Here is a 14302-nt window from a genome sequence, read left to right on the forward strand (position 1 = left end):
CGCATGCCACGGCGGTACAAACAGTGGGTGGCAGGGATGACACGCGCATACGGGGGAACGACCGGCCGGTCCCGCGGACGCGCCCGGCGACAGCTGACGGCCTGGGCCGCCGCCCTGGTGTTTCCCTTCGCCGTGGCACAGGCCCCCGTCTCCGCTCAGCCGACCGCCGCCGCCGCGTCTCCGGCCACGATCCGGAATGTGGTCTGGCACACCGACCGCGATGTGGCGGTCTGGGTCGACTCTCCCGCCATGGGGGCCCCCATCCAGGTGCGGCTGCTGCTCGCCCGGGACTGGAATACCCAGCCGGACGCGAAGTTCCCGGTGCTGTACATGCTCGACGGCCTGCGTGCCACCGACGACGAGAACGGCTGGATAAAGGACGCCGGGGCGGTGGATTTCTACGCCGACAAGAACACGACCGTGGTGCTGCCGGTCGGCGGGCGATCGAGTTTCTACTCCGACTGGCTGCAACCGGACAACGGCAAGAACTACAAATGGGAGACCTTTCTCACCAAGGAGCTCCCCCCGCTGCTGGAGAGTCAGTGGCGCGCCACCTCGACCAGGGGAATCGCCGGACTGTCCATGGGCGGAACGGCCGCAATGTTCCTGGCCGCGCGCAATCCCGAGTTCGTGAAATACGCCGCATCCTATTCGGGCTTTCTCACCACCACCAGCCTCGGTATGCCGCAGGCTATTCGACTGGCAATGGCGGACGCCGGGGGCTTCGACTCCGGTGCCATGTGGGGACCGCCCGGCAGTCCACAGTGGGAAGAACACGATCCGCTGTTGCTCGCCGATCGGCTGAAAGGTAAATCGCTCTACATCTCCAGCGGGACCGGTGTCTCCGGCAAACACGACGAGGGCAGCGAAATTCCGGGCGTGAGCACGAATATGTTCGGGATGGGCCTGGAGACACTGGCCCTGCTGACCTCACAGAACTTCGTGGACAAACTCGGCGAACTGAGAATCCCCGCGACCGTGAAGTACCGGGCCGCGGGCACCCACACGTGGCCGTACTGGGATTTCGAAATGCGGCAGTCGTGGTCACAGGCCGCCGGTGCGCTCGGGGTACCCGCCGCGAAACCCGAATGCGCGGTCGCGGGCGCCGTCGGCGCGGTCGTCGGTGGCAATGACTGGCTCGGCGACTGCCTCACCGGCGAATACCAGGTGCCCGGCGGGCTGGCCCAGGATTTCCGCCACGGCCGCGTCTTCTACTCCCCGGCCGGCGGCGCGTATCCGGTGGCCGGCCGGATCGGCGGGGGCTACCAGGCGGCAGCCGGACCCAGCGGCGTGCTCGGTCTGCCGACCGGTGCCGAACAGCCACTACCGGACGGCCGCGGCCGCTTCCAGCAGTTCCGGCACGGCTCGCTCTACTGGACTCCGGAAACCGGCGCGCAGGTGGTGCGGGGAGCGATCCTCGAGGAATGGGGCAGGCAGGGTTTCGAGGGCGGTCCCGCACGCTACCCCGTCGGCCCCGAAGTGAGAACGCCGAACCGTGACGGCTCGGTCCAGCCCTTCGAAGGCGGCCCCTTCTACTTCAGTCCCGCCACCGGCGCACATCGCGTCGAAGGCACGATCCTGGCCAAATACGCCGAGCTGGGTTTCGAGAACAGCAGGCTCGGCTTCCCGGCCGCCGCCCAGGTCCCGCTGAAAGACCTCGGTCAGTTCACCCGCTTCGAGGGCGGCAGCATCTACTGGAGCCCCCTCTCCGGCGCATGGGCGGTCCGCGACGGCCCCCTCATGGACGCCTGGCGTGACGCGGGTTACGAGAACGGCCGGCTCGGCTTCCCCATCAGCGATGAATTCCCGATCCCGGGTGGAGTCCAGCAGAACTTCCAGCGCGGTTTCATCACCATCAAGGACAACCACCCCGAAGTCCACGGTTGACCCGCACGCAAGTGAGCCGCATCACCGCGTGAACGCGGTGCGGCACAGCGCCTGCAGCGGTCTCCTCCCCGCGCGGGCCCCATGCGACCCCGGACCCCGGACCCCGGACGCAACCCGTATGTGTCGAGTTTTGCGAGAAACCTCAAGGGTTGAGGCCCGTCTCGCCGTTTCGGCCTCGAAGCGCATGCGCCGCAGGCGCGAGTCTCGAGGCCGAAACGGCGAGACCAAGGGGGCCTCAACCCCGCGGCGCCGGAGGCGACGCCAAAAAACACAGCACCTCCGCGAGCAGGTCCACGCTTCGGCCTTTGCGAGCAGGTCCACGCCGTGGTCTTCGTGAGTGATCCGACTCTTGGCTTTCGCTGGTGAGTCGGCCCCCGCCCTCGCAGGTGAACCCCTCCCACCCGGGCGACCTATCCACCTCCCACCCCACCCAGGACTTCACACCATCCCCGATCCACCCCGCTCACCGCACGATCCGCCCGCCCGAAGCAAGTCGTCGGACCCCCGTCCCCCGGGCAGTCCAGCGGCGATTCCGGGTCTAGTACTACCCTCGGTGGTCGCGGCCCGGGCCAACCCGCCGGGCCGGGACGCACACCCGACCGTCAACCCAGTGGTTCGGCGGCCCCCGACTCGAGCGGCCGTGAACCCGCGCGCATCCGTGCGCCGGAACACAGGATGGAATGTATGTATCGGACCCGAGGCACACTGCTCGGAGTGGTGGCGGCGGTGGCGGCCGCCGGATTGCTCGCCGGCTGCGGCAACGACGACTCGACCGCGACCGGCACCCCGACGCTGTCGACTTCGGCCGGCACGACGTCCGCGAGTGCGGCTCCCGCGCCCTCGAGCGAGAGCCCGGCACCGGCGCCCGCGCCGGAGGGCGAAGCGCCCGCGCCCGAACAGCCGGCCGAGCCCGAGGCGCCGCCGGCCGAGGAGCCGGAGCGTCCTGCCCCGGTCCCGCCGCAGGAAACCGATACCGGGCACCTCGGCGCGAAGGAGCAGACCTTCGTCGACGAACTGACGAAGCAGGGTGTCACGCCGTCGTCCCCGGATATCGCGCTGAGCATCGGCAACTACGTCTGCCAGGGCGTGGCCGCCGGGACCTCCGATGCCGATATGGCGACGTTCGTGAACGCGATGGCCGGTTCTGATCCGTCGTTCGATCCCGCGAAGATGCCGGTGGAGCAGGCCGGGCAGATCTACATCAGCACCGCCAAAGCGCACTACTGCCAGTGATGGCCGATGAGTAGAGGACGTACCGGGTCCCGTCGGTCGCGGCCGAAGGGTTGTCTGACATTGCTCGCGGTGGGAGTCGTCGGGCTCGTCATCGTGATCCTGCTCTGGTATCTGCTGGCCGGCTGCCTGCGGGAACCCGGGCCGGGCCCGGGTCCCGAACCGGGGCCGGAGAAGCCGACCAGTCAGCCCGCGAGCTGCCCGGATGTGCAGATGATCTCGGTGCCGGGTACCTGGGAGTCCAGCAGCATCGACGACCCGTACAACCCGACGGCCAACCCGGCCTCGCTCATGCTCAATGTGAGCAATCCGGTCCGGGCGCAGTTCCCGGAGGGCCGGGTCGACGTCTACACCGTCCCCTACATCGCGCAGTTCTCCAATCCGGTGGCGATTCCGCCGGACGGTCAGGCCTCATACAACGCCAGCCGCACCGAGGGCAGTCGGCGGACCTTCGATTTCCTGACCCAGCGCCATGAGGAGTGCCCACTCACCACCTATGTGCTGGCCGGGTTCTCGCAGGGCGCGGTGATCGTCGGTGATATCGCCGAACAGATCGGCAAGGGCAACGGTCCGGTACCCGCGGACCGGGTGCTCGGGGTCACCTTGATCGCCGACGGGCGGCGGTCCGGCGAGACCGGTGACGGGCAGCCGATCCAGGTCGGCACGCCGCCGCCCGGGGTCGGCGCGGAGGTGGCGCTGGCCGGGTTGACGGTCCCCGGGATCACCATGACCGGTGTCCGTAAGGAGGGTTTCGGCGAGTTGGCCGACCGGGTGTACACGATCTGCGCGCCCGGCGACCTGATCTGCGACGCGCCCCGCAATGCGCTGAGTCCGGCCAATATTCTCGGCAGTATCGGCACGCTCACGCAGGCCGTGGGCAATCCGGTACACAGCCTCTACCACAATTTCGTTGTCGATCCGAACGGCACGACCGCCACCCAGTGGGCGGCGGACTGGGCGGTCGGTCTGGTCGGCAGCGCGCCGTCTCCGCCGCACTCGTGATCCGCGGATTCGGCCCGGACGTCGCCGTGGCGGCCGTCTTGTGACAATTCACCGCAGTCAGCGTGTTCCTCGCTGCCTGGCAGGCTGTAAAGTGCGCTGGTGATCGCGCCATCCCGGGCCCTGCGCCGGCACGGGATGCGCAGACTTCCGATATCCAGGAGCATGAGTTCATGACAGAAGCCGCCGCACCGGTGGATGAGTTGAGCGCGCTGGGCACTCGGCTGCGTAAGTTCCGCTTCGCGGCCGCGGGTGAGGGAAACAAGCAGGAGGGCGGCGCCCGCAAGTTCATCCAGACGGCGCAGCAGGCCGAGGAGTACGGCTACGACACCTTCGTGGTGCCGGATCATCTCGGTGACCAGATCGGCCCGATCGCGGCCCTGGGTGCGCTCACCCAGGCCACCGATCGGATCCGCCTCGGTACTTCCGTGCTGGCCAACGGTTTTCGGCACCCCGTGGTGCTGGCCAAGGATCTGGCCACCATCGATGTGCTGTCGAAGGGCCGGCTCGAGGTGGGGATCGGGGCCGGCTGGAAGGCCGACGAGTTCGCGGCCGCCGGGCTGGACTACGACCGGCCCGGGGTGCGACTGGCCAAACTCGACGAAACACTGACCATTCTCGACACGCTGCTGCGCGGACAGGTTTGCACTTTCGAGGGCAAGTACTACCAGGTGCAGGGTGTCAAGGGGACCCCACGGCCGCGGCAGGGCCCGCGGCCGCCGCTGTGTACCGGCGGTGGCGGTCCCCGGATGCTGAGACTCGCCGCGAAGCACGCCGACATCATCTCGATCGTTCCGGTCACCACGTCGAACGGTAAAGGTCTGCTCTCGGGGATCACCTTGGAGAAGACCATCGAGAAGGTGAACCTGATCAAGGAGGCCGCCGGCGACCGGTTCGAGCAGATCGAGCTGAACTGGGCGATCACGGCCATCGTCATCACCGACGACCGGGAGAAGACCGCCGAAATGGCGCTCTCGGCCATCGAGCGCGGGTTGCATCCCGACCTGGAAGTCGACGTGAAACTTTCGGTCGAGGAGATCCTGAGCTCGCCGTATGTGGCGATCGGCACGTTCGAGGAGATCGCCGACCAGATGCGCCGTGTGCGGCAGCTCACCGGTATGTCCTATGTGGGGATATTCCCCACCCAGATGGACGCATTCGCGCCGGTGATTCCCTTGCTCCGGGAGGAGTGAGAAGCTCGTCTCTGTAACATGTCTCTGGTTTGAGAACATCTAGCCGATAGCGGTCACCGCGCAGACCGCACCCAGAACCCGCAGGGTCGGTTCTCGAATGGAGAGCGCCCGTGGCGAAAGCGAGTCGGGGCCACACAGTAAATAACGGCAATCGTGCCGTTGCCGCGTGCGCCTCGGAGGAGAAGGAATGGACGAGACTTTCGACGACTACCTGGACGAGAACGGGAACATCACCATTCCCGATGATCGCACCCTGGTCGACCACGTCGAGAAGCACACCCGTAACGACGCGAACACCTTGGCGTACCGCTACATCGATTACTCGCGCGAGCGCGATGGCGAGGTACACGAGCTGACGTGGCAACAGTTCGGGGTCCGGCTGCGCGCGGTGGCCGGTCGCCTGCAGCAGGTCACCAGTCCCGGTGACCGAGTGGCGGTCCTCGCGCCGCAGGGACTCGACTATGTGATCTCATTCTTTGCCGCCATCTACGCGGGCACGATCGCGGTGCCGCTTTTCGATCCGGACGAACCGGGCCATACCGACCGGCTGCACGCGGTACTGGGTGATTGCAAACCGTCGGCCATCCTCACCGCCAGTTCGGCGGCGTCCGGCGTGCGCCAGTTCTTCCGGGGGCTGCCCGCCGCGCAGCGGCCGCGCATCATCGCCGTGGACGCGATTCCGGACAGTGTCGGTGACAGCTGGTCGCGCCCGGATATCGCGGTGGACGATATCGCCTATCTGCAGTACACCTCGGGTTCCACCCGGACCCCCGCCGGTGTGGAGATCACCCACCGCGCCGTGGGCACCAACCTGCTGCAGATGGTCGACGCCATCAACCTCGACTGGAACTCCCGCGGTGTCACCTGGCTGCCGCTGTTCCACGATATGGGTCTGCTGACGGTGATCCTGCCGGCCGTGGGCGGCAAGTTCATCACCATCATGTCGCCGGCGTCGTTCGTGCGGCGGCCGTACCGGTGGATCAAGGAGCTGGCGGCTGCCTCCGACGGTGCGGGCACCTTCGCCGCCGCCCCGAACTTCGCCTTCGAGCACGCGGCCGTGCGCGGTCTGCCCAAGAACGGTGAATCGCTGGACCTGTCCAATGTGATCGGCCTGATCAACGGCAGTGAGCCGGTGACCACCTCGTCGATGAAGAAGTTCAACGACGCGTTCGCGCCCTACGGGCTGCCGAAGACGGCCATCAAACCGTGCTACGGCATGGCCGAGGCCACCCTGTTCGTCTCGGCGACCAAGGCCGAGGACGAGGCCAAGGTCACCTATGTGGACCGCACCGAGCTCAATGCCGGGCGCATGGTGCGGGTCGAGCAGGGCTCCGAGAACGCGATCGCACAGGTGAGCTGCGGCTATGTGGCGAAATCCCAGTGGGCGGTGATCGTCGATCCGGAATCGGTCGACGGTGACGCCCGGGAGCAGCCGGACGGCCATGTGGGCGAGATCTGGCTGCACGGCAACAATATGGGCATCGGGTACTGGGGCCGGGCGGCGGAGACCGCGGCGACCTTCCAGAACAAGATCGTCACCCCGCTGGCGGAGGGTAGCCACGCCGCGGGTACCACGCCCGACGCGTACTGGATGCGGACCGGCGATTACGGCGTGTACTTCGACAACGAGCTCTACATCACCGGCCGGGTCAAGGACCTGGTGATCGTCGACGGACGCAACCACTACCCGCAGGACCTCGAGTTCTCCGCGCAGGAGGCCAGCAGTGCGCTGCGGCCGGGCTTCGTCGCGGCGTTCTCGGTACCGGCCAACCAGTTGCCGGCCGAGGTGTTCGCGCAGGGCAGTCACTCGGGTCTGAAGTTCGACGCCGACGACGCCTCCGAGCAGCTGGTGGTCGTGGCCGAGCGCGGCCCGGGCGCCGGTAAGGCGGATCCGCTGCCGATCGCCGACGCGGTTCGAGCCTCGATCTCGCAGCGGCACGGTGTGACAGTGCGCGATCTGCTCCTGGTGCCGGCGGGTTCCATTCCGCGTACGTCCAGCGGCAAGATCGCCCGGCGTGCCTGTAAGGCCGCCTATGTCGAGGGCACCCTGCGGGGCGGTTACACCCAGCAGGCGTTCCCGGACGCGCCCGAGGAATAGCCCGACAACCGAGCCGGGTCGCGGCCTCGAGTGAGCGAAGCGCCCATCCACCACAGCGATGCGAGGCTGCTGCCGGGCACCGCGTAAAGACAGGTAGCTTGAGGACTGATGGCTGAGAACGAGGGCATGTCGCCGGAGACGACCGAGAACCTTTCCGCCGCGGAGGGCCGCGCCGCCGGGGCCGGCGACGCGCCCGCGGCCGGCGAATCCACCCCGGGCACCGAACTCTCGGTCGCCGAGCTGCGGGAATGGTTGCGGCGTTGGGTCGCCGAGGCTACCGGGCAGTCGGTCGACAAAATCACCGTGGACCGTCCGATGGAGGAGTTCGGACTCGCTTCCCGGGACGCGCTCGCGCTGGGTGGTGAGATCGAGGAACTCACCGGTGTGGTGTTGAACGCGACCGTGGTGTACCAGCACCCGACCATCGCCTCGCTGGCCGACGTCATCGTCAACGGCCCGCCGGAGCTCACCGCCGAGGCCACCGACGACCAGTTCTATACCGCCGGATACGCACCGGGAGATGCGCACGATATCGCCATCGTGGGCCTGTCGACCCGGCTGCCCGGCGCGGGCGACACCCCGGAGTCGACCTGGGAATTCCTGATCAACGGTGGGGACGCCATTCGCGATCTGCCCGAGGGCCGGTGGGCGGAGTTCCTGAGCGAACCGCAGTTGGCGCAGGCAGTGGCCGAGGGCAATACTCGCGGCGGGTATCTGGACCAGGACGTCGTCACCGGATTCGACGCCGAGTTCTTCGCCATGTCGCCGGTCGAGGTCGAGCGGATCGACCCGCAGCAGCGGCTCATCATGGAACTCACCTGGGAGGCGCTCGAGCACGCCCGGATCCCGGCCAGTGACCTGCGCGGTGAGTCGGTCGGTGTGTATATCGGTACCTCCACCACCGACTTCCAGCTGGTCGCCGCGATGAGCCTGGGTGAGACCGATCCGAACGTCCCCGCTTCGGCGGAGGGCTACAAGATCACCGGCAGTGCCAGCAGCATCATCGCCAACCGCGTGTCCTACTTCTACGATTTCCGCGGCCCTTCGGTCGCGGTGGATACCGCTTGCTCCTCGACCCTGGTCGCGGTGCACCAGGCCGTCCAGGCGCTGCGCGCCGGTGACGCCGACGTGGCGCTGGCCGGCGGGGTGAACATGCTGCTCATGCCGATGACCACGCTCGGTTTCGACAAGATCGGCGCGGTGGCGAAGGACGGTCGGATCAAGGCGTTCTCTTCCGACGCGGACGGGATGGTCCGCTCCGAGGGTGCCGGGCTGATTGTGCTCAAACGGCTCGCCGACGCCGAACGCGACAACGACAACATCCTCGCGGTGGTCAAGGGCTCCGCCGTGAACAGCGACGGCCGGTCCAACGGGCTGCTCGCGCCGAATCCCGACGCCCAGGCCGATGTACTGCGCCGCGCCTACCGTGATGCCGGTATCGTGCCCTCCACCGTCGACTACATCGAGGCCCACGGCACCGGCACCCTGGTCGGCGACCCCCTCGAGGCCCAGGCGCTGGGCCAGGTGGTCGGTGCCGGTCGCGCCGCCGACGCACCCGTGCTGCTGGGTTCGGCGAAAACCAATTTCGGCCATCTGGAATCCGGAGCGGGCGCGGCGAGCTTGGCGAAGGTGCTCCTGGCGTTCCAGCACGATGTGCTGCCCGCCACGATCAACTACGCGGGTCCGAACCCTTACATCCCGTTCGAGCAGGCCCGGTTGAAGGTCGTCGACGAGCCGACTCCGTTCCCGCGCTACAGCGGTACCGCCACGGTCGGTATCTCCGGTTTCGGTTTCGGCGGGACCAATGCGCACGTGGTGCTGCAGGAGTACGTGCCCGCCGTGCCGGTGGAGGTCTCCGAGCCCTTCGTACCGGACGCGGACAGCGACACGCTGGACGTGGTGAGCACCGATGTGGTCGCCGAGGCCGAGGCGGTAGCCGCCGACGCCGCTCCCGAGCCCGAGTGGTCGGCCGACCGTTCCGAGCCGCTGCCGGTGATCCTGGCCGTCTCCGCCTATCTGCCGTCGCGCCGCCGCCAGGCCGCTGCGGACCTGGCCGACTGGCTGGAAACCGAAGCGGGACAGCGGACTCCGCTCGTGGACGTGGCCCGGTCGCTGGCCCGGCGCAGCCACTGGCGTTCGCGCGGTGTGGTGCTGGCCTCCGATCACGCCGAGGCCGTGGCCGGACTGCGGGCGATCGCCGCCGGCAAACCGGGCCAGGGCGTTTTCACCGCCGATGCCCCGGCCGCGCAGGGACCCATGTGGGTGATGGCCGGGTTCGGCGCCCAGCACCGGAAGATGGGCAAACAGCTCTACCAGGAGAACGCGATCTTCCGGCGCACCGTCGACGAGGTCGACGAACTCGTGCAGGACGAGGCCGGGTACTCGGTGCGCGAGATGATCCTCGACGACGGCCAGGACTACGACGTGGGCACCTCCCAGGTCGGTATCTTCACCATCCAGCTCGGTCTGGCCGCGCTGCTGCGGGCGCACGGCGCGGAACCCGCGGCCGTGGTCGGGCACTCCATGGGCGAGGTGGCCGGTGCCTACATCTGCGGCGGCCTGTCGCTGGAGGACGCGGTGCGCGTCATCTGCGCGCGGTCGCGGTTGATGGGCGAGGGCGAGCAGATGCTTTCCGACGCCGATGTGCGCAATATGGCACTGGTCGAGATGAGTGCCGACGAGGTCGCCGCGCTGCTGCCGGAATTTCCCGATGTCGAGGTCGCGGTGTACGCCGCACCGACCAATACGGTGATCGGTGGTCCGGTCGACCAGGTCTCGGCGATTGTCGGCCGGGTGGAGGAAGCCGGTAAATTCGCCCGCGTCCTGCAGACCAAGGGCGCCGGGCACACCTCCCAGATGGACCCGCTGCTGGGCGAACTGGCCGCCGAACTGGCCGGTATCGAGCCCACGAAGCCGAAGGTCGGCTTGTACTCCACGGTCGACAAGGAGCAGTACTACGTGCCCGGCCACGACCCGGTGCACACCGAGGACTACTGGGTGAAGAACATGCGGCACAGCGTGTACTTCACCAACGCGGTACGACTCGCGGTCGATTCCGGCATCACCACGTTCCTGGAGCTGGCGCCGAACTCGGTGGCGCTGATGCAGGTGCTGGGCACCACCTTCGCCGCCGGGCTCCCCGACGCGCAGCTGATTCCGACGCTCAAGCGCAAGGAAGACGAATCGGCCGGTGTCATCGCCGCGCTGGCGCAGCTGTACGTGCACGGCCATGCGGTCGACCTGGGCTCACTGGTACCGGCCGGGCCGTACGCCGATATCCCGCGTACCGCGTTCGTCCGGAAACCGTACTGGCCCAAGATGAGTGGCTTCTCGGCCGGTGGGAACGCCCGGGTACCGGGTGCGTCGGTCGCGCTGCCGGACGGCCGGCACGTCTGGGAGGTCCGGGCCGCGTCGGTCGACGATCTGCCCACGCTGGTGCGTTCGGCCGCCACCCAGGTACTCGCGGATGTGAATCCGGGCGCGAGTATCGCGCACGCGCCGCTGCCCGCCACCGGCACACTCGTCACAACGCTGACCCCGCATCCGGGTGGCGCGTCCATCCAGGTGCACGCGCGCGACGGTGCGCAGTTCCGGCTGCTGTTCGACGCGGTGGTCACCTCCGGTGCCGCGCTGCCGGCGCCCGCCGAACCGGCCCCCGCCGCGCCCACGCACACCGAACCCGAGGCCGTCGAAACGGCCATCGACACCGCCGGTTCCGGTGACCGCTGGAATCCGGACAGCGGTCAGACGGTGGAGGAGCGGCTGGCGCTGATCGTCGCCGAATCCATGGGTTACGCGGTCGAGGATCTGCCGATGGAGATCCCGCTCATGGAACTCGGGCTGGACTCCCTGATGGCCATGCGGATCAAGAACCGGGTCGAATACGAGTTCGATATCCCGCAGTTGCAGGTCTCCGCGGTTCGCGACGCCAGCCTGCACGAGGTCGGCAAGGTGCTCCGCTACGCGATCGAGCACCGCGACGAGGTCCAGGCGATGGCCGACCAGCAGGCCAGTGGGGAATCGGGCGCGCTCAGCGTGGACGACGATTTCGTGAACGCCGCCAAGGCCGCCATGGAGGCCGGGGAGGACCCGGTCGCCGCGCTGAACCAGGGGACGGGCGCTTCGGAAACCCCGGCTGCTGCGCCGGCCCCTGCCGCGCCGAAGGCCGAACCGGCCGCGGGTGCCGCGCTCTTCGGCGGCGGGGCCGCGGGGTCGGACGAGGACAACGTTCCGCCACGTGACGCTGCCGAGCGCCTCACCTATGCGACCTGGGCAACCATCACCGGCGAATCGGCCGGGGGGATCTTCAATACCCTTCCGATCCTGGACGAGGACACCGCGGAGAAGCTCGCCGCCCGTCTCACCGAGCGGGTGGGCGCGGAGGTCACCGTCGACGATGTGCTCGATTCGGAGACCATCGAACAGCTCGCCGATGTGGTGCGCACCCTGCAGGACAGCGGTGCCGATGTCGACGGCTTCGTCCGTCCCATCCGGGCGCGGGGCGAGAACTCCGATGCAGTACCCGTGTTCGTCTTCCATCCCGCCGGCGGAAACACCCTGGTCTACGAGCCACTGCTGAAGCGGCTGCCCGAAGGCACGCCGATGTACGGGTTCGAGCGGGTCGACGGTGCGATCGAAGAACGGGCTCGAGAGTACGTACCCGAACTGCGCAAGCTCCAGGGCGACGGACCCTATGTCCTCTACGGCTGGTCGCTGGGCGCGGTCCTGGCGATGGCGGTCGCGCAGATCCTCCGTGCCGAGGGTGCCGATGTGCGCCTGGTGGGCCTGATCGACCTCGCGATCCCCGCCCAGCCGGAGGACAACAGCCCGCAGGAGCGGCTGGAGCGTATGCGGCGCTATCAGGTGTTCGCCAAGAAGACCTTCAATGTCGCCGGTGAACTCGACGACGACCAGCTCCGTGAACTGGCCGACTCCTCCGAGGAGGAGCAGTTCAAGATGATCACCGACCTGATCAGGATGACCGGGGCCAAGATCCCGGGTGGAGTACTCGAACACCAGAAGACCTCGTGGATCGAGAACCGCGCGCTGCAGCGGGTCCAGCCCACGCACTACGAGGGCGATGTGGTGCTCTATCTGGCCGACCGCTACCACGACGGCGCGATCGAGCTCGAACCCCGCTATGCCGAGCGCCGGCCCAACGGCGGCTGGGACGAGTACCTCCCCAACCTGGAGATCGTGCACATCCCCGGCGACCACCTCCAGATCATCGATGAACCGAGGATCGGCCGAATCGGTACAGACCTGACCGCTAAACTCGACCGGATCACCTCGAGCGCGGCCAGGAAAGGGAGCTAGTGAGCACGACTGCGGAGAAACTCGCCGATCTGCGTAAGCGCCTGGAGCTGGCGCAGGAACCGGCAGGGGAGGCCGCTGTCGCGAAGCGGGCGCGCAAGGGGATCCCCAGCGCGCGTGATCGGATCAAGATGCTGCTCGATCCGGGTTCGTTCGTGGAGATCGGTGCACTGGTCCGGCGCCCGGGTGATCCGGACGCGCTCTACGGCGACGGTGTGGTCACCGGTCACGGCCTGGTCGACGGTCGCCCGGTCGCGGTGTTCTCCCACGATCAGACCGTGTACGGCGGTTCGGTCGGCGAGATGTTCGGCCGCAAAGTGGCCGCGGTGATGGAGTACGCGGCCAAGGTGGGCTGCCCGCTGGTCGGTATCAACGATTCCGGCGGTGCCCGGGTGCAGGAGGCGGTGTCTTCGCTGGCCTGGTACGCCGAGCTGGCGACCCGGCAGGAACTGCTGTCGGGGATGGTCCCGACCGTTTCACTCATCCTGGGCAAATGCGCCGGTGGCGCGGTGTACTCGCCGATCAACACCGATGTCGTGGTCGCCACCGAGGCGGCCTACATGTTCGTCACCGGTCCCAAGGTGATCCGTGAGGTCACCGGCGAGGACGTCAGTCTGGAAGAACTGGGTGGGGCGCACAGCCAGGCCCAGTACGGCAATATCCATCATGTCGCCAAGGACGAGCAGGCGGCTTTCGAATGGGTCCGGGACTACCTGTCCTATCTGCCGACCAGTTGCCAGGAGAAGCCGCCGATCGTGAACCCCGGCCTCGAACCGGAAATCACCGATTCGGATCGGGAATTGAACTCCCTGGTACCGGATTCGGACAACTCCGGTTACGACATGCACGAGGTGCTGCTGCGTATCTTCGACGACGGCCACTTCCACGAGTACGGCGCCGAAGCCGGCCGCAACATCATCACCGGATTCGCCCGGGTGGACGGCCGCAGTGTCGGCGTGGTGGCCAATCAGCCGATGGTCTACGCGGGTGCCCTCGACGCCCGGGCTTCGGACAAGGCCTCACATTTCGTGCGGCTCTGTGATGCCTACGAGATCCCGCTGGTGTTCGTGGTCGACACCCCGGGCTTCCTGCCCGGCGTGGAGCAGGAGAAGGTCGGCGTGATCAAACGCGGCGGCCGGTTCCTGTTCGCCTTCGTGGAGGCGACCGTGCCGAAGGTGACCGTCGTTGTCCGCAAGTCCTACGGCGGCGGCTACGCGGTGATGGGATCCAAGCAGCTGGGTGCCGATATCAATCTGGCCTGGCCCACCGCCCGGATCGCGGTGATGGGTGCGGAGAGCGCGGTGAGCCTGATCGGTGCGGCGCAGATCGCGGCCGCGCCCGAGGACCAGAAAGCGGCCGTACGCCAGCAGATGATCGACTTCTACAACGCCACCATGGCCACGCCGTGGGTCGCGGCCGAACGCGGCTTCATCGACGCGGTGATCGAACCGGCGCAGACTCGGCTGGAGCTACGACGGGCGCTACATCTGCTGCGGGACAAGACCGTGATCCGTAACCCGCGTAAACATCACCTGCTGCCGCTGTAGCCGCTCGCGGTTCGGGTTGTTCCGTGGGAACAACC

Annotated in this window: 7 protein-coding genes; all 7 read left to right on the forward strand. The window is 67.8% G+C overall.

What is annotated here, in order from left to right:
• Window positions 1-36: 36 nt before the first annotated feature.
• The 7 genes from ACQPYS_RS00600 (at window position 37) to ACQPYS_RS00630 (ending at window position 14267) form a co-directional block, all read left to right on the forward strand.
• Window positions 37-1887, forward strand: coding sequence for an alpha/beta hydrolase-fold protein (locus ACQPYS_RS00600; RefSeq protein WP_431939509.1), 1851 nt, complete (start codon window positions 37-39; stop codon window positions 1885-1887).
• Between the two features lie 684 nt (window positions 1888-2571).
• The gene (locus tag ACQPYS_RS00605; RefSeq protein ID WP_063040593.1) at window positions 2572-3120 is read left to right on the forward strand and encodes a DUF732 domain-containing protein; all 549 of its coding nucleotides are present in this window, start codon (window positions 2572-2574) and stop codon (window positions 3118-3120) included.
• 6 nt (window positions 3121-3126) lie between these two features.
• Window positions 3127-4119 carry a cutinase family protein gene (locus ACQPYS_RS00610; protein ID WP_063040595.1) on the forward strand — a complete coding sequence of 331 codons (993 nt, stop codon included), beginning with the start codon at window positions 3127-3129 and terminating at the stop codon, window positions 4117-4119.
• Between the two features lie 170 nt (window positions 4120-4289).
• The gene (locus tag ACQPYS_RS00615; protein ID WP_431939507.1) at window positions 4290-5309 is read left to right on the forward strand and encodes an LLM class F420-dependent oxidoreductase; all 1020 of its coding nucleotides are present in this window, start codon (window positions 4290-4292) and stop codon (window positions 5307-5309) included.
• Between the two features lie 187 nt (window positions 5310-5496).
• Window positions 5497-7407, forward strand: a complete 1911-nt coding sequence (gene fadD32 / locus ACQPYS_RS00620) for a long-chain-fatty-acid--AMP ligase FadD32 (RefSeq protein ID WP_433491435.1) — start codon at window positions 5497-5499, stop codon at window positions 7405-7407.
• A gap of 108 nt (window positions 7408-7515) precedes the next feature.
• Window positions 7516-12723 carry a polyketide synthase Pks13 gene (gene pks13, locus ACQPYS_RS00625; protein ID WP_433491436.1) on the forward strand — a complete coding sequence of 1736 codons (5208 nt, stop codon included), beginning with the start codon at window positions 7516-7518 and terminating at the stop codon, window positions 12721-12723.
• Complete coding sequence (locus ACQPYS_RS00630; RefSeq protein WP_364595743.1) at window positions 12723-14267, forward strand: acyl-CoA carboxylase subunit beta; 1545 nt, start codon at window positions 12723-12725, stop codon at window positions 14265-14267. The genes pks13 and ACQPYS_RS00630 overlap by 1 nt, the downstream gene beginning before the upstream one ends.
• Window positions 14268-14302: the final 35 nt, after the last annotated feature.

The sequence above is a fragment of the Nocardia grenadensis genome (assembly GCF_050942415.1).
Lineage (GTDB): Bacteria > Actinomycetota > Actinomycetes > Mycobacteriales > Mycobacteriaceae > Nocardia > Nocardia grenadensis.

Excerpts from the sequence above, each read along its gene's own strand:
- ACQPYS_RS00600 (WP_431939509.1), top strand. The coding sequence starts at position 37 with ATGACACGCGCATACGGGGGAACGACCGGCCGGTCCCGCGGACGCGCC.
- ACQPYS_RS00605 (WP_063040593.1), top strand. The coding sequence starts at position 2,572 with ATGTATCGGACCCGAGGCACACTGCTCGGAGTGGTGGCGGCGGTGGCG.
- ACQPYS_RS00610 (WP_063040595.1), top strand. The coding sequence starts at position 3,127 with ATGAGTAGAGGACGTACCGGGTCCCGTCGGTCGCGGCCGAAGGGTTGT.
- ACQPYS_RS00615 (WP_431939507.1), top strand. The coding sequence starts at position 4,290 with ATGACAGAAGCCGCCGCACCGGTGGATGAGTTGAGCGCGCTGGGCACT.
- fadD32 (WP_433491435.1), top strand. The coding sequence starts at position 5,497 with ATGGACGAGACTTTCGACGACTACCTGGACGAGAACGGGAACATCACC.
- pks13 (WP_433491436.1), top strand. The coding sequence starts at position 7,516 with ATGGCTGAGAACGAGGGCATGTCGCCGGAGACGACCGAGAACCTTTCC.